This window comes from Nocardia sp. NPDC058518 (genome assembly GCF_042719655.1).
Classification (GTDB): Bacteria; Actinomycetota; Actinomycetes; order Mycobacteriales; family Mycobacteriaceae; genus Nocardia.
This window is the reverse complement of sequence record NZ_JBHXNJ010000021.1, coordinates 13239-29931: the sequence shown is the minus strand read 5'-3', so window position 1 is coordinate 29931 and position 16693 is coordinate 13239. Positions and strand designations below refer to the sequence as shown.

At 66.5% G+C, this 16693-nt stretch carries 13 protein-coding genes and 1 pseudogene; 6 read left to right on the top strand and 8 right to left on the bottom strand.

Annotated elements, in window-relative coordinates:
- Positions 1-109: 109 nt before the first annotated feature.
- Positions 110-664, bottom strand: a complete 555-nt coding sequence (locus ACFWPX_RS29130; RefSeq protein WP_378930770.1) for a hypothetical protein — start codon at positions 662-664, stop codon at positions 110-112.
- Positions 665-927: 263 nt separating this feature from the next.
- Positions 928-3057, bottom strand: a pseudogene (locus ACFWPX_RS29125) ((Fe-S)-binding protein); the annotation flags it as partial.
- A 175-nt stretch (positions 3058-3232) separates the two neighbouring features.
- Here ACFWPX_RS29125 and ACFWPX_RS29120 point away from each other — a divergent pair.
- The 4 genes from ACFWPX_RS29120 to ligA all read left to right on the top strand — a co-directional run bounded on the left by ACFWPX_RS29120 (position 3233) and on the right by ligA (position 9027).
- On the top strand, positions 3233-4048 hold the full coding sequence (locus tag ACFWPX_RS29120; RefSeq protein WP_378917165.1) for an NAD(P)H-binding protein: 816 nt from the start codon (positions 3233-3235) through the stop codon (positions 4046-4048).
- 328 nt (positions 4049-4376) lie between these two features.
- Positions 4377-5201: a DUF4129 domain-containing protein gene (locus ACFWPX_RS29115; RefSeq protein WP_378930768.1), complete on the top strand. Its 825-nt coding sequence runs from the start codon at positions 4377-4379 to the stop codon at positions 5199-5201.
- A gap of 134 nt (positions 5202-5335) precedes the next feature.
- Positions 5336-6988, top strand: coding sequence for a bifunctional 3'-5' exonuclease/DNA polymerase (locus ACFWPX_RS29110; RefSeq protein WP_378930766.1), 1653 nt, complete (start codon positions 5336-5338; stop codon positions 6986-6988).
- A 47-nt stretch (positions 6989-7035) separates the two neighbouring features.
- The gene (gene ligA / locus ACFWPX_RS29105; RefSeq protein WP_378930764.1) at positions 7036-9027 is read left to right on the top strand and encodes an NAD-dependent DNA ligase LigA; all 1992 of its coding nucleotides are present in this window, start codon (positions 7036-7038) and stop codon (positions 9025-9027) included.
- 14 nt (positions 9028-9041) lie between these two features.
- Here ligA and ACFWPX_RS29100 read toward each other — a convergent pair whose 3' ends face one another.
- From ACFWPX_RS29100 to ACFWPX_RS29075, 6 genes are read right to left on the bottom strand one after another with little or no spacing between them, the layout of a single operon-like run.
- Positions 9042-10652: an acyl-CoA synthetase gene (locus tag ACFWPX_RS29100; RefSeq protein ID WP_378930762.1), complete on the bottom strand. Its 1611-nt coding sequence runs from the start codon at positions 10650-10652 to the stop codon at positions 9042-9044.
- 24 nt (positions 10653-10676) lie between these two features.
- Positions 10677-11915 carry a hypothetical protein gene (locus ACFWPX_RS29095; RefSeq protein WP_378917154.1) on the bottom strand — a complete coding sequence of 413 codons (1239 nt, stop codon included), beginning with the start codon at positions 11913-11915 and terminating at the stop codon, positions 10677-10679.
- Between the two features lie 5 nt (positions 11916-11920).
- On the bottom strand, positions 11921-12472 hold the full coding sequence (locus tag ACFWPX_RS29090) for a nuclear transport factor 2 family protein (protein ID WP_378917152.1): 552 nt from the start codon (positions 12470-12472) through the stop codon (positions 11921-11923).
- Positions 12472-12699 carry a ferredoxin gene (locus tag ACFWPX_RS29085; protein WP_378930759.1) on the bottom strand — a complete coding sequence of 76 codons (228 nt, stop codon included), beginning with the start codon at positions 12697-12699 and terminating at the stop codon, positions 12472-12474. Before ACFWPX_RS29085 ends, ACFWPX_RS29090 begins: the two co-directional genes overlap by 1 nt.
- Positions 12696-13493 carry an SDR family oxidoreductase gene (locus ACFWPX_RS29080; RefSeq protein ID WP_378930757.1) on the bottom strand — a complete coding sequence of 266 codons (798 nt, stop codon included), beginning with the start codon at positions 13491-13493 and terminating at the stop codon, positions 12696-12698. The genes ACFWPX_RS29085 and ACFWPX_RS29080 overlap by 4 nt, the downstream gene beginning before the upstream one ends.
- Complete coding sequence (locus ACFWPX_RS29075; protein ID WP_378930755.1) at positions 13493-14698, bottom strand: cytochrome P450; 1206 nt, start codon at positions 14696-14698, stop codon at positions 13493-13495. Before ACFWPX_RS29075 ends, ACFWPX_RS29080 begins: the two co-directional genes overlap by 1 nt.
- A 230-nt stretch (positions 14699-14928) precedes the next feature.
- Between ACFWPX_RS29075 and ACFWPX_RS29070 the strand changes: the two genes are divergently transcribed.
- Both ACFWPX_RS29070 and ACFWPX_RS29065 read left to right on the top strand, forming a co-directional pair.
- Positions 14929-15828, top strand: coding sequence for an MlaE family ABC transporter permease (locus tag ACFWPX_RS29070; protein WP_378930753.1), 900 nt, complete (start codon positions 14929-14931; stop codon positions 15826-15828).
- Positions 15828-16691, top strand: a complete 864-nt coding sequence (locus tag ACFWPX_RS29065; protein WP_378930749.1) for an ABC transporter permease — start codon at positions 15828-15830, stop codon at positions 16689-16691. The genes ACFWPX_RS29070 and ACFWPX_RS29065 overlap by 1 nt, the downstream gene beginning before the upstream one ends.
- The last annotated feature ends 2 nt before the right edge of the window (positions 16692-16693 follow it).

Genomic DNA, 16693 nt, shown 5'->3' with positions numbered 1-16693 from the left:
TCAGTCAGTTTCGTTGATGACGGTGGGTGGTCGCTCTGTGGTGCAGGCGCCATTCACCGTCACGGCGTTAGTGGCGGCCGTCCTATAGGCGCCCACCACTCACGACCTGCTACGGCGTCGAGTAGCCGATGAGGGCGCCGATGCCCGCACCGATCGGGATGGTCACCAGTGCGCCGACTCCGCCGAGGAAGAAGCCGAGCACTGCGCCGATCCCGGCGCCGATGAGTGCGCCGATGCCCGCGTTGTGCTGCTTGCGTGCCTGGGTGTCACTGGCCGCGTCGACGAAGTCGGCCATATTGGCGGTGACGACGGTCGGTGCGGCGGCGGGGCTCAGCGTCGCTGAACGTCCGTCGGCGGAGATGCCCGCCACCAGATCGAAATCGCCTGCGCCGGTGATGATTCGGGTCGGTACGGCGGCGACCACCCGGCCCTCCCGGTTCGTGAGGGTGACCGCACCACCGGCGACACCGAACGTGCCGTCCGGGGCGGACACGGTGAGCCCGGAGCCATCGGCCAGCGGACTCGCGGTGAACGCGACGCCGTTGTCGACGCCCTGCACGATCGGAACCGCCGCCGATGGTGCGGCCTGCGCGGTGGTGGTGGCCGCGAGACCGACAGCTCCTGTCGCGAGAACGGCGATCGCGCTGAATTTCGAGAAATGCATCCTGCCCCTCCAGTCTGCCCGCCGAATCCGGCGGAACATCCTCTGCCGGACCGGATCTCGGTCCGAGGACATTTTCGCATCGTCAACGATTCCGTGGAACCCACCAGCTGTGATACCGGAAAAACATCATCACTTCGACATAAATGGTGAATTACATTGCCATACCATAGATATCGATACGGTTACCGGAAATATTCCTATGCTATGGCTGATTCAGCCTTGGGCTCCTGGACGACAACCAGATTCGCCGACAACTCAGCAGCATCGATACGAGTGATCGAGTCCAACATCAACTGCGAAACATCGACGACCTCGACACCCTCGCCCTGACCCTGCTCCTGACGCGCGGTCACACCATCGTTGAGCATGACCCGGCAGAACGGGCAACCCGTCGCGATCTTGGTCGGGTTGGTCGACAGAGCTTCATCGACCCGGTCGACGTTGATGCGCTTGCCGAGCTGCTCTTCCATCCACATCCGAGCACCACCGGCACCACAGCACATGGAACGTTCGCCGTGGCGGGGCATCTCGATCAGATTCGAACCCGACGCTTCCATCAGCTCACGCGGTGCGTCGTAGACCTTGTTGTGCCGACCCAGATAGCAGGGGTCGTGGTAGGTGATGTTCTGCGAGACCGTCGCGACCGGGACCAGCTGCTTCTGGCGCACGAGCCGGTTCAGCAACTGGGTGTGGTGGACCACCTCGTAGGTGCCACCGACCTGCGGGTACTCGTTGTTGAGCGTGTTGAAGCAATGCGCGCAGGTGACGACGATCTTCTTCTTGGACTGCTCGACACCCTCGAACACCGAGTTGATGACCTCGATGTTCTGCAACGCCAACTGCTGGAACAAGAACTCGTTACCCGCACGACGCGCCGAGTCACCGGTGCAGGTCTCTTCCGCACCCAGGACCATGAACTTGGTCCCCGCGGTCGCGAGGAGCTCGGCGACTGCCTTGGTGGTCTTCTTCGCACGGTCTTCGTAGGCGCCGGCGCAACCGACCCAGAACAGGTACTCGTACCCGTCGAAGCTGTCGGCGTCCTTACCGAAGACCGGGATGTCGAAATCGACTTCCTTGATCCAGTTCAACCGGTCTTTGGAGTTCTGACCCCACGGGTTGCCCTTGTTCTCGAGGTTCTTGAACAGACCCGCCAGCTCGGAGGGGAACTCCGACTCGATCAACACCTGGTAGCGGCGCATATCGATGATGTGGTCGACATGCTCGATATCGACCGGGCACTGCTCGACACACGCACCACAGGTCGTGCACGACCACAACACCTCGGGATCGATGATCCCGCCGATGTCCTCGCCGCCGACCAGCGGACGATCAGCCTCCGCACGATCAGCCTCGGACAGTTTGTCTTCGTCTCCACTGGCGAGCAGGTAGGGCGCCTTGGCATAGGTGTGGTCGCGCAGCGACGTGATGAGCAGCTTGGGGGACAGCGGCTTTCCGGTGTTCCACGCCGGGCACTGCGACTGGCAGCGACCGCATTCGGTGCAGGTGGTGAAGTCGAGCAGGCCCTTCCAGGTGAAGTCCTCGACCTTGCCGACGCCGAGCGTGTCGACATCGGGGTCGGCGGTTTCCAGATCGAGGACCGCGCCACCCGACATCATGGGCTTGGCTGCTCCGAGGGCGACGCCGCCGTCGGCCTCGCGCTTGAAGTAGATGTTGAAGAAGGCCGAGATCCGGTGCCAGGCCACACCCCAGGTGAGTTTGCGGCCGATGAGATAGAGGAACGCCGCACCCGCGAGCATCTTGATGAACGCGAAGATCGAGATCATCAGCGGACTGGCCGGAAGCAACCGCGCGACCTGCATTGTGAACAGATCGCTCGACGCGTGCCCGCCTCCGTAGGTGGCGATTTTGCCTGCTTTGAGCAAGACATCACCGAGGCCGTGGATGAGCACGATCGTCTCGATGGCGTACGCGGCAACGAGATCGGACCCGCTGAACCGGGAAAGGCGCTCTGGCCGGCGTGGATGATTCAGCTGACGGATGGTTATCAGCACCACGATCCCGATGACGGTGGCGAGACCGAGGATTTCCTCCAGCAGGTGATAGCCGAACGTGTCGCCGATGATCGGCCAGCCGAACTCCGGGTCGAAGGTTTGTCCGTAGGACTCGAAGTAGAACACCATGCCGAGCAGGAACCCGACCATCACGAGCCAATGCGCCCAGCCAACGGTCCGGAACTTGTTCATCCGCGTGTGCGCGCCGACCTCGACGATGACGGTCTTCATCCGTGGCAGCACCGGGTGTATCCGTGATCGGTCGGGCTGGCCGGCACGCAGGACGCGGACCATCCGGCTCAGGCCGAGAAGCAGTGACCCCCAGCAGATCACGGTGATGATGGCGCCGATGATCCCGAGTGTGATCGTCGCAGTGCTCACGGTGTTGCCCCCCGTTCCGCTGGCCGGTAACGGCATGTTACTGGCCGGTAACTTGATCTCCGGTGCCAAATTATCACCGATTCGACAGCGGCGAAAGCCCCCTTCCGCCATGTGCGCCGGTCGGATTTCGTTGGCAGGATCGAAGGGTTCAACGATCCGAGAGGGAGGGAAACCGATGACAATCCTGGTTACCGGGGCGACGGCCAATATCGGGCGCATGGTCGTGGACCAGCTGATCGCGCGAGGTGCCACCGACATTCGCGCGCTGACCATCAACCCGAGCAAGGCCGCACTGCCCGCCGGGGTTCAGGTGGCCAAGGGGCATCTGGGCAGGCCGGACAGCTTGCCCGCCGCATTCGCGGGCGTCGACCGGATGTATCTGGCACCGTCGCCGGACAACGTCACCGAGGTGCTCGAGCTGGCACGGGCAGCCGGTGTGCGGCACGTCGTGGATCTGTCGGGTGAGCCCGAAAGCTGGTGGGGCAGTGTGTGTAACGCTGTGGAGGCCAGTGGGCTGGCGTGGACCCATCTGTGGCCTGCCGACTTCATGGAGAACACCCTGACGTGGTCCCAGCAGATCCGCGAAACCGATGCCGTCCGGGAGCCGCACCCCGACAGCGCGAGCGCACCCATCGCCATGAACGATATCGCCGCTGTCGCCGCCACCGCTCTACTCACCGACGGACATCTCGGCCGCGCGCACTCGCTCGGGGGCCCGGAGATCCTGTCCCGTGCCGACATGGTCGCCCACTTGGCCGACGCGCTCGGCCGCGACATCACCTTCCGCACCTCCACCCGCGAGGAGACCATCGCCGCACTGGAACCCACGATGGGTGACAACACCACCTGGTACGTCGACAACGTCCTGATCGACTTCACCCCGCCGCCGGAATCCCTGCCCATCACCAGCGTCGAGGACATCACCGGCCACCCCGCCACCACCTTCAACCACTGGGCACACGCGAACGCCGCCCGCTTTCTGACTCCCTGATCGATGCCGGAAGTGGCGGGGCCGCAGTCGGTCCCGCCACGAACCTCATTGCCCCGCGGTAGGAAATGTTGTCGGAAACAAGGAATCGGGGGGCGCTGAGGGAGTTCGACCAAATCTTGTGTAGTCGATTCCTGGCGGGCGGGGGAAATGCCACTATGTGGGCATTTCGGGTGGCATCCAGGGGTTCGGCGGTAGGGCTGTGGGAAAGATATCGGCGCCAATAGGTCGTGTACTCGCGGCAATCTTCTTGATTGTCGCGGCGATCATCGCGCTGCAAGGACGTTTACCTGGGACGGTTGTTCCCAGTGAATCCGGTGGTACTTCGCCGGTGGCTGTCGCGTTGATGCCGGTATTGCTGCTGGTTTCGGTGGTGATCTTGCTCGCGGGAGTCATTGTCAGTCAGCATCGGCTGCCACTGGCGATGCCCGCGGTCGAGCGTGATCTCGGGGTTCGCTTGTCGTTCAGGCGTTTCACGGTGCTGACTCCGGTCGCGCTCAGTGCTGTCGCGCTGACGTTCGCGGTGGGTGTCACCATGCTGTTCGTGTTGCCCGGCGCCAGGCGTCAGCCCGATCCGGCGCTGCTGGTGACCGAAGCGGGCACACCGCCGGTGTCGGGCGAGGTCGACGTGCAGGTGATCGACTCGGCGGTCGGCCCGGCGCGCCTGAGCGGGATGGCGTTGCTGGGAGCCGCAGGGCTGGCGGTCGTGCTGATCGGCATCGCGCTGGTCGGTCTCGTCGGCGTCACCGTCGCCGGGCGGCGGGTGCCCCTGGTCGATGGAGTGCAGTTGACCGAGGAGGAGGTGGTGAATACGGTCGACTCGCTCACCAGGGCCGCCGAGCTGGGCCTGGCCGCGATGAACGCGCCGGGTCAGGATGCGCGTACTGCGGTGATCGCCTGCTACGTGGCGATGGAGGCCGGCCTGGCCGCGGATCGTGCCGCGGCGCCGCTGATTTCGGATACACCAAAGGAAGTGCTGGAGCGAGCTTTCGACAGTGGCGTGCTGCACGACGACGGTGCGCACGAACTGGTAGCGCTGTTCGAGGAGGCCAGGTTCAGTCCGCACGCGATGCTGGGCTGGCAGCGCATCCGTGCCGAACAACTGCTTCGCCTGGTACTCGCCGACCTCCAAGCCCGCGACGAAGTATCCGTGTAGCTCCCGCGACCGGGCTGTTCGTGGCGTGGGCGCGGGGCCGCACGATCAGCGTTTCGTACGTTCGGCGCGATCCGTGCTGGTCGTCGGCGTGGGCGTGCCGGTGATTGTCGTACCCCGGTGCCAGACTCTGGCAGGTGCGATGGGCGATTGCGGAGACGGGCGAGGGCGGCGCTCGGTTGTGTCCGCTCGATCAGGACGGGCACCCGGCGGGACCGGTGCTCGACGAGCCCTCGCTCGTCGAGGCGGTGCGCACCCGCCCCGACGTCGAGCGGTGGGTATGGCGATCCACCGCCGAGATCTACCGAGCCTTGCTGGCGGCGGGCGTGTGGGTCGAGCGGTGCTATGACGTGCAGGCGGCGGAGTCTCTGCTGATCGGGCACGAGGAAGGGCAGTCGGGGCAGGCGCGCTCGCTGGCGGCGGGCTGGGCACGGTTACACAACCTGGCTGTCCCGCCGGATGCTCCGGTGCGGGCCGCCGAGACGCAGCCGTCGCTGTTCGAGTCAGGTCCGGTGCCGCTGCCGCCGGGGGTCGACGAGTTCACCGCATTGCTGGCGGTCTACGCCGGACAGGTCGCGCGTACTGCTCGCACCGAGCATCCCGAGCGCATGCGACTGCTGCTCGCCGCCGAATCGGCCGGCATGCTCGTCGCGGTCGAGATGGGTCGGCTCGGAATTCCGTGGCGCGCCGATGTCCACCGCGAACTCCTGGACTCGATGCTGGGCGAGCGCTTTCCGGGTGGATCGGAACCGCGGCGGATGGCGGAGCTGGCCGAGCAGGTGTCGCGCGCGTTCGGGACCGGGGTACGGGTCCGGCCCGACCTGCCCGCCGACATCGTCAAAGCCTTCGGCCGCGCCGGAATCCTGCTGTCCTCCACCAGGAAATGGGAGCTCCAGCAGATCGACCACCCAGCCGTCGCCCCGCTGCTGGCCTACAAATCGCTGTACCGCCTCTACACGGCGCACGGTTGGTCCTGGCTGGAACAGTGGGTGCACGGCGGCCGCTTCCGCCCCGAATACCTACCGGGCGGCACAGTGTCGGGGCGCTGGACCACCAACGGTGGTGGCGCACTACAGATTCCGAAGGTCATCCGGCAGGCGATCCGTGCCGACCCAGGATGGTCGCTGGTGGTCGCCGACGCCGACCAGATGGAGCCGAGGGTCCTCGCGGCGATCTCGCGTGACCCAGGGCTGATGGAAGTGGCCGGTCGTGGCGAAGACCTGTACGCGGATCTGGCGGCTCGTGGATTCGGCGGCGATCGGGACCAAGCCAAGATCGGGCTCCTCGGCGCCATCTACGGACAGACCTCCGGCGATGCCCTGACCCACCTCGCCGGCCTGCGTCGGCGGTATCCGGCCGCCGTGGCCTATGTCGACGACGCCGCGCGCGCCGGCGAGGAAGGCCGCCTCGTGCGTACCTGGTTGGGGCGCACCTGCACGCCGTTGTCGGTTGGGCTCGACGAGATCGACGCGCCCCAGGACACGCGCGCCGATTCCGCCGCCCGTGCCCGCGGCCGCTTCACCCGGAACTTCGTGGTGCAGGGCAGCGCCGCCGACTGGGCCCTGCTGCTCCTGGCAGGCATCCGGCACGCGATCCGCGACCTCCGCGCGGAACTGGTCTTCTTCCAGCACGACGAGGTGATCGTGCACTGCCCGACCGAGGAAGCCGCGGCGGTGGCCGAAGCGATCGCGACCGCCGCCGACACCGCGGGCAGGATCGCCTTCGGGCAGACGCCGGTCCGGTTTCCGTTCACGACCGCGGTGGTGCAGTGCTACGGCGACGCCAAGTAGGCACGCCGTGACGTGAGATGTCGGTGGGTATCGGTAGCGTCTTGTCCGTGGAAACAGGGGAACGCATCCAAGAACTCGCCGACCGGATGGTCGCGCTGCGCGACGCCTACTACCAGGGAGCACCGCTGGTCGCGGACGCGGAATTCGACGCGATCGAAGACGAGCTGCGCGCCCTGATCGAGGCGCATCCCGACCTCGCGCCGGACCCGAATCCGCTCGAGCAGGTCGGTGCGCCCGCGGTGCTGCACGCCCCGGTCCGGCACGCGCGTCCGATGCTCTCGCTGGAGAAGGCGACCAAGCCGGAGCAGGTCGAGGCGTTCTTCGGTCGTTTCCCCGGTCAGTCGGTGGTCGTGATGCCCAAGCTCGACGGCTTATCGCTGTCTCTGGTCTTCGAGAACGGGCGGCTGGCGCGTGCCGTGACCCGCGGTGACGGCACCACCGGTGACGATGTGACCCCGCTGGTCCGTGCCCTCGTCGACGGGGTTCCCGAGCGGATCGACCTTCCCGGCCGCGTCGAAGTGCGCGGCGAGGCGGTGATGCTGCGATCGACCTTCCTCGCCTACAACACCGCGCACCCGGACAAGCCGCTGATCAATCCGCGCAACGCCGCGGCGGGCACCCTGCGGGCGAAGGACCCGGCCACCGTGTCGGAGCGGCGCCTGCAGTTCTTCGGCTTCGACTTGGATACCTCGGCCGACGACGCCGCGCACGACCTGGGGGAAGGGCTGCGTGCGATCGGGGTCGCGGGTGCGCGGATGCGGCTGTGTGCCGACGCCGCGCAGGCGCAGGCGGCGATCACCGAGATCGAGCAGGGCCGCAACGATCTGGACTACGACATCGACGGCGCGGTGCTGCGTCTGGCCGACCGTGATGCCTACGCGGCGGCCGGAACCCGGTCGAACTCCCCGCGTGGTGCGCTGGCGTTCAAGTTCGCCGCCGAGGAGAAGACCACCTTGCTGCGCGAGGTGATCTGGGACGTCGGCAAGACGGGCAAGATCGTCCCCGTCGCGTGGCTGGAGCCGGTGTTCGTGGGTGGCACCACGGTCACGAAGGCGACGCTGGCGAACCAGGAGGTGATCCGCGCCCGCGACATCAAGGTCGGTGACACGGTGCTGGTGCGCCGCGCGGGTGATGTCATCCCGTTCGTGGCGGGTGTGCTCGACGCCGCCAAGCGCACGGGCGAGGAACTCGAGATCATCTCGCCCACCGCCTGCCCCTCGTGCGGTCAGCCGGTCACCGAACAGGGCAACAGCCGAGAACTGTTCTGCACCAACGTTTCCTGTCCCGCGCAAACGGTGCGCAGGCTGATCCACTGGGCCTCGCGCGCGGCCGCCGACATCGATGCCATCGGGGGAGTGTGGATCGAACGCCTCGCCGAGGCGGGCATCCTCGAAAGCCCGTCGGACTTCTACACACTGACCAAGGAGCGGCTGCTCGAATTCGACCGCGTCGGCGAGATCTCCGCCACGCGCATGATCGACTCGATCGACGCCAGCCGCCAGGTCGGCCTGCGCCGCGCCCTGATCGGCCTTGCCATCCCGATGGCCTCCGACGGCACCGCCGCTCGCCTGGCGCGAGCAGGCTTCGGCTCCCTCGAAGAGGTCGCCGACGCGGGCGAGGAACGACTCGTGGCGGTGGAAGACATCGGCCCGAAGGTCGCCGCCTCCCTGGTCGCGCACCTGACGCGACTGCGTCCGGAACTGGACCGCCTGCGCGAACTCGGTGTCAGTCTGGATGTGCGCGAAGAGGACCTGCCGCCGGTCATCGCGGCAGGCGCGCCCCTCGAAGGCAAAACGGTGGTGATCACCGGCGCGATCAGCGACCCGCGCTCCGGCGAGAAGGTGGCCCGCCCGACGTTCCAGCGCCTGTGTGAGCAGGCGGGGGCGACGGCGGCCTCCTCCGTCTCGGCGAACACCGACATGCTGATCACCGGCGCGGGAGTCGGCGACAGCAAGCTGGCCAAGGCGGAGAAGCTCGGCGTCGAAATCGTCGATCAGGGCGAGATCTGGACCCTGCTGATCGACGCGAAGGTCATCTGACCGACAGCGTTGCCTCAATCGGTCCGATGGTCGGGCGTGCGGTCGGTGACGTAGTCCTTGGCCCAGCGATAGTCGGGTTTGCCACTGGGTGAACGGGAGATCGTGTCTGCTACCCAGATGCGTTTGGGGATCTTGTACCCGGCGAGGTGGGGGCGCAGGTGGGTGCGGACGGCATCGAAGTCGATGGTGTGGTCCGGGGCGATCGAGATGATCGCGGCGACCTGCTGGCCCCACCGTTCGTGCGGGACCCCGATGACGACCGCGTCGTAGATCGCGTCGTGGGATTTGACGACGGCCTCGACCTCCTCGGGGAACACCTTCTCCCCGCCGGTGTTGATCACCATGTTGCCGCGCCCGATCAGGGTGATGGAGCCGTCGGACTCGGCGCGGGCGCGGTCGTCGGTGACCACGATGCGGGCTCCGTCGACCGTCTTGAACAGCCGGGCGGTGCGGTCGGGATCGTTGTAGTAGCCGATCGGGACCGCGCCGGTCTTGGCCAGCCAGCCCTCCTCGCCGGGGGCGACGGGCCGTCCGTCCTCGCCGACGACCACCGCACCGCGCCCGGTCTGCACCCGTGGCCCACGCGCCGGATCGTCGTCCTTCTGCGCGAAACCGATACCGCCGAAACCGGTTTCGGACGACCCGATCGAGTCCGACACCATCGACGTCGGAAACTTCTCCAGCAGTGCGTTCTTCACCGGCTGGGACAGCAGCGCGGCCCCCGAGGCGATGACCAGCAGCGACGAGGCGTCGACCGGTTCGTCGTCGAAGGCATCCATGAGCGGGCGCGCCATCGCGTCACCGGTGATGACCATGACGTGCGGACGGTGCGTGGCAACGGAACGCCACACCTGCGCCGGGTCGAAGCGCGGCTCGAACAGCACGGAATTGCCCGACCAGAGTGCGTTGAACGTCGGCATCATCGCCGCGGCGTGGATCAGCGGCGGGAGCACGAACCAGATGCTCGGCACCGCCTGCGTACCGTTCGCGGACTGCTGATATTCGTCGCGCACCGGTTCGCCGCTGTAGAAGTCGACGCCGCCGCCGAGCACGCGCCACATGTCCTCCTGTCGCCACATGACCCCCTTCGGCATGCCAGTGGTGCCGCCGGTGTACATCATGAACAGGTCGTCCGCGGTGCGGGTCACCTTGGGGCGCAGCGGTTTTCCCGCCTCGACGAGCTGCTCGTAGCGGATCGAGCCCGCGCCCGGCACCCCGATATCGCGGTCGTCGTCGACGCAGATCGCCTGGCGCACAGTCGGCGTGAGCTCGAGGGCCGCACGGACCGTGTCGCCGTAACAGGCGTGGTACACCAGCACTTCGAGGTCGGCGTTGCCGTAGACGTAGGCCAGTTCGGTCGGGCCGTACCGGTAGTTGATATTGATCGGGACGGCGGCCAGCTTGAAGCAGGCGATCAACGTCTCCATCGTTTCGATGCTGTTGTGCATCTGGAAGCCGACGTGCGTGCCGTGCCCGACGCCCAGCTCGGTCAGCTGGTCGGCGAGCCGGTTGGCCCGGATATCGAGCTCCCGGAAAGTCACTCGTCGATCGCGCTGAATGAGGGCGATCCGATCGGGCATGGCGTCGACGGAATGTTCGAACAGGTCGGCGAAGTTGTTGGCCATGTCAGTCCATCTCTTGACGATCTCTCACACGACGGTGAGTGGCAGGGGTTTTCCGCGGTCGGTGAAGGCGAAGCCCGCACCGGTGCTGAAGCGGGTCACCGCGACCTCGGAGGCTTCTCGGAACGGTTGCTCGGCCAGGTCGATGTCGACGGTCCAGCCGTGCTGGTCCGTCCCGGCGACACGGGCGACGAAACGCGGGTTGACCCCGCGGACAAGGGCATCGAGGGGACGCAGATCTTCGGGCGACAGCATCGAAGACCAGGCACCGTCGGTGCGAGCCCCGCTGGCGTGCGGAAAACGCAGGCGCACACCGGATGGCAGCATCGAGATACCGATATCGGTATAGCTCGCCGGGTTCAGCGCCGGATGCAGGCGCAGGACCGTGGCGAGCGCGTGCGGATCGTCATCGAGGGCAAGGCATTTGCGGATGCGCTCGGAGGTCAGTCCGGCGATCCCGGCGAACTGTTTGCGCCCGATCCCGAGGGCGGTCGCCGCGTCGCCGCGTTCGCGGATGGCGACCATGAACCCGAGGGTCAGCAAATGCTGCTGCAGGCAGATCTCATCGGCCATCCGCCGCAAGGCCGCGTGCGAGAAATCGGCGAACCGCAGATCGCTCAGCAGCGGCCCGGTGTAGTCGGCCAGGCCTTCCTCACGCGGGTCGATCTCGGCCAATTCCAGCCCCGCCGCAACGGAATTCGCGACGAGCGCCGCGTTGCGTGGCACGGCGGGCGGGACGTGGGCGGGATCGATGACGACCGTCCACGCGCACACCGGGGTCCGGTCGGCGGGTTGGCGTGGTGGGCGGTGCACCGGTCGCACCTGGGCGTGCGGGTTGGTGGCCAGCGCCGTCGCGTCGAAGGTGGGGTCTTCGATGTCGTGGCACATCGCCACCACGAATTCCTCGCCCATCGGCTCGACATCGGCCAGCGCACCGCAGTGATCGAGCCAGAACTCGCCGTGATCGTGGTCGTCGACCCGGAACCGGAAGTCCATGAACTGCGGTGGCGCGCCGATGTCGAGTTGCAGCCCTTTGAAGATGGTCTCGACGCTGTCCCCGGCGAACCCGAGGGCTTGCTGCATGCGGCGCGTATAGATCGGGCTGGCCAGCTGCCACTCCTCGATGGCCACGGCTGTCATCCCCTCGCGACCGAAAGCGGCGATGGTGTGCGCCATCCCGGACCGGTCGATGAGGTGACCACACAGCAGCAACTCGGGGACCAGCGCGGCCAGCTGGTCCCTGGACAGCATGGTGAAGCTGCTCATCGGTGTCACCACAGGGAGGCGGGTGATTCGCCGACGCGGTACCAGCCGGGCAGCGGGTCACGCGATACCGAGCGCTCGATGCGCTTGTGCATGCCCGGCGACAGCGCGTTGTCGGTGATCATGTCGAGGAACATCGCCGAGACATTGCCGAAGTCGAAGAAGTCGCGCTGCCAGGACCATTGGAAGTCACCGCCGTAGCGGAACCAGCTGCCGCCGATGCCCTCGGGGGAGTAGTGGCGGCCGTCGGCGCGCTTGCCCTCGTTGATCTGCTTCCAGAAGCCGATCACGGTGCCGCTGCGCTCGTCGATCACGAACTCCTGGTACGGATAGGTCCACCCTTCGAGGCCGAGCATCTCCTGGCCGAGGGCGTAGTCGCGGATCTCGTCGCGGCCGACGGACATGAACTCCTGCTTGGGACCGTAGTTCCAGCCGTAAGTCGCATCTACCGTGTACATCTCGGCGAGGGGCTTCCAGTCGCCCTTCTCCTCGCACCGCTGGTTCTCCACGACCCAGCGCCGAACCATCTCGTCGAGTTCGGACCGCTCGAAACTTGCCATCAGACTGTGCCTTTCGCAGAGGAATCGGATTCGCCGCCGTCGGCGATCGACAGAGCTTGGGTGGGGCAGTAGCGGATCGCGGCCTCGACGGCCTTGCGTTGCGCGTCGCCCGGAGTGGCGTCCAGGATCTCGACCAGGCCGCGTTTGGGCACGGTGAAGACAGCGGGCGCTTCGTCCTGACAGACCCCGTGTCCCTGGCACAGGTCCAGATCGACCACGATTCTCATGACGCGCCTCCCTCCGGCACCGGCCGCAGCGGCGCCTCTGGCTGCACCTCGACCAGCACCATGTGGGCGCCACGGGGGACGGAGACGACGGTCGCGACCGCATCGGCGAGGTGTTCGGGACGCAACATGTAGGGGTGGCGGGCCAAGCCCCAGTCCTTCCAGTCCTGCAGCACCGGCCCGACGATCTCGGGGGTCGAGTCCATGCCCATCCCGGTCAGGGTCGGGCCCGGCCGTACCAGTGAGGCGCGAATCCCGCTGCCTTCCAGTTCCATACGCAACTGCCCGACCATCGCTTCGAGGCCGTTCTTCGCGGCGCTGTAGGCCCCGGATCGCGGCCGTGGGTTGTCGGCGCAGTCGGAGCTGATCACGACGAGATCGCCGCGTCGCCGCGCTGTCATCCCCGGCAGCACCCGGTGGATGAGCCGTTGCGCGCCGACGAGGTGGACCTGCACCTGGAACAGGAATCGCTCCGGGTCCATCTCGCCCACCAGCGAGAATTCGATGTCGCCCGCACCGGAGACGAGGATCTCGGTCGGGCCGAGTGTGCGCTCGGCGGCCGTCACGAACTCGTCGACGGAGACGGCATCGGTGACGTCGAGCCGGTGGGCGTACGCCTCGCCGCCGCCGGCGCGGATCTTGGCGGCGATCTCCTCGCACAGCTCGACCCGGCGCGCGCCAAGCGTCACCGGATGGCCGAGCTGGGCCAGGGCGACGGCGGTCGCGGCGCCGATGCCGGAGGAGGCGCCCGCTACCAGCACGGGCCTGCGGTCGGGGTTGGGTTCGAATCGGGGCACTAGCTGACCTCTACTGTGATGGGGAGTTTGGCGAAGCCACGGACGTTCGTGGAGTGCACCCGGGCGATGCCGTCGACAGCGACGTCGAAAGTCGCTACCCGCGAGGCGAATTCGCCGAGCACGATGGTGGCCTCCAGTCGAGCCAGGTGCGCGCCGAGGCAGAAGTGCACGCCCGCACCGAAACTGGCGAGCGCCGAGCTGCTGCTGCGATCGATGACGTAGCTGTCACCGTCGTCGAAGGCCGCCGGATCGCGGTTGGCCGAGCCGATCAGCAACAGCACCTTCGCGCCCGCCGGGATGGTGCCACCGTGGTATTCGAGGTCGACCGCCGCGGTGCGGGCCACGATCTGGCTGGAGGTGTCGTAGCGCAGGGTCTCCTCCACCCAGTCGTTGACCAGCTCCGGTTCGGCGACGACCTTGGCGTACTCCGCGGGGTTGGCGCCCGCCCAGTAGAGAGCGTTGCCCAAAAGCTTTGTGGTGGTCTCGTTTCCGGCGACGACCATCAGGAACATGAAGCCGATGATCTCCTCGTCGGTGAGGGTGTCGTCGTCGATCTCGGCATCGAGCAGCGCCGAGGTGAGATCGTCGGCGGGCGCGGCGCGGCGCTGGGCGACCATGTCGGCGTAGTAGCCGAACAGCCGGATCGAGGCGTCGATCGCGTCGACCGGTACGTCGAGCACGCCCTCTTCTCGGTGCACCACCAGGTCGGCCAGGCGGCGGATCTCGGCGCGATCGGGCTCGGGCACGCCCATCAGTTCGGAGATGACGTCCATCGGCAGCTTGCCCGCGACCTCGTCGATCCAGTCGAAGCTGCCTCGCGCGAGCGCCGGCTCGAGATGCTCGAGGGTGATCTCCCGGATCCGGACTTCCATCTCGGCCACACGTTTCGGTGTGAAACCCTTGAAAACGAGTCTGCGCATCCGCATATGCCGCGGATCGTCCATCGCCAGGAATGACATCACCCGATGTGCGTGCGGACCCCAGGCCGCCGGATCGAGGGAGACACCATTGGCACTCGACAGCCGATTGCTGTCCCGAAATGCCGCGACCACATCGGAATGCCGGGAAAGCGCCCAGAAATCGAGCTCCGGATTGTGGTAAAGCGGCGCCTCGGTGCGCAATCGGTGGTAAGTCGGGTACGGGTCTTCATGGAATCCGTAGTCGTACGGGTCGAAAGTCACGGGCTCCACAGTGGCGCTGGTCATCGCGAATACCCCGGTTTCGATAGGTCGTCCCCTTCGGCGGCGGGGGCCTGCAACCCCGAGGGAGACACGTAGCTGGACATGTGTCTGGACGGTATCATCGACGCAAGTTCGACACAACGCTTTCTCCGACTTCGTGGCTCTGACCGGCCGGTGAACGTCCGTTCGAAGCCGGTCAGCAATCTGGACCAGTGTCTGGAATGTGGTCTAAATCATATGGTACGGTCACCGGCATGGCACGGGTAGACGGCGAAGTTGCACCGGCTCGCGGTGGTGTGACGGGCGCTGGTGACCCGGAAGCGCCGGAAGGGGAACAGGTCAGCGCTGGACAAGTAATTCGTCGGAACTTCTCCGACACCGTCCTTTCGAGTGTGGCGACTCTCGGCCGCGCATTGCATATCGGCGCCGCAGCGATCTACATCGGCACGATCGACGCCATTCGAGGGCGATTCCAGGTACACGAAACCCTCACGCAAGCCTGGTTTCTGATCAGAGTCACCGCGGTGCCGAGCATTTTGATGGCCATTCCGTTCGGTGTCATCGTTTCCGCGCAAGTCGGCAATATCGTGTCCGAACTCGGCGCCGATTCGATGATCGGTGCGGCGGGCGGACTCGGCGTCATCAAACAGGGTGCGCCGATGGCCACCGCGATGCTGCTGGGCGGGGCGGGCGCCGCCGCCATCGCGGCCGACCTCGGCGCCAGAACCGTCCGCGAAGAGGTCGACGCACTGCGGGTGATGGGCATCGACCCGGTGCAACGCCTGGTCGTGCCGCGCATCGCGGCCATGATGCTGGTCGCGCCGCTGCTCAATGTCCTGATCATCTTCATCGGCGTCAGTTCGGGCTTCGTGGTCGCGGTGTCGGCGCTGAACGTCACCCCTGGCAGTTACTGGCAGTCCTTCGGCGCCTTCACCACCTCGATCGACGTGTGGGTCTCGCTGGTCAAGGCGCTGATCTTCGGTTTCCTGGTCGTCGTCATCGCCTGTCAACGCGGGTTGGAGGCCAAGGGCGGACCGCGCGGTGTCGCCGACGGGGTCAATGCGGCCGTGGTGATGTCGATCGCCGCGGCCGTCGTCCTGAACACCGTGATCACCCAGGTCGTCACCATGTTCTTCCCGGTGAGGATGGCCTGATGAGCGCTCCCTACTATCCCGGCGCGCTGCGGTGGGTCGGCCGGCTCCGCCGCCGTGGCATTCGGCCGTTCGGCCCGATCGAGTCCATCGGGTTCGTGCTCGGCTTCTGCTGGCAGGTGCTGTCGTCGGTGCCCTACACCCTCGTGCACTACCGCCGTCAGACGATCACGATGGTGACGGACATGACCTGGGGCCGCGGTTCGGTGATCATCGGCGGCGGTGTGGTACCGCTGATGCTGCTGCTCGGTGCGGCCATGGGCGCGTCCATCGGTATCGAGGCGTTCAGCGCGCTGAATCTGTTGTCCCTCGGTCAGCTCAGTGGTCTCATCTCGGCCTTCGGTGTCACCCGTGAGCTCGCGCCGATCGCGGCCGGGATCGGATTCGCGGCCCAAGCCGGGTGTCGGATGACCGCCGAGATCGGCTCCATGCGCATCTCCGAGGAGATCGACGCACTGGAATCGCTCGGCATCCGCTCGGTGCCGTTCGTCGTGACGACCCGGGTCATCGCCGGGATCTTCGCCGTCGCACCGGCATTCGTGGTCGCGCTGATCCTGAGCTACTTCTCCTGCGCCTTCATCGTGACGACCATCCATGGGACGCCGACCGGAACGTACAACCACTACTTCGATCAGTTCGTCGTCGGCTGGGATGTCTTCGCCGCGACCGTCAAGGTGATGGTTTTCGCGGTCGCTGTCGTGCTGATCCATTGCTATCAGGGCTATTTCGCCACGGGCGGCCCCGAGGGCGTCGGCATCGGTTCCGGGCGCGCCATTCGGGCGAGCCTGGTGGCGATCATCGCGCTCGACATGGTCGCCACCATCGCACTGTGGGGATTCCAATCTCCCGTCACGTTCACCGGGTGATG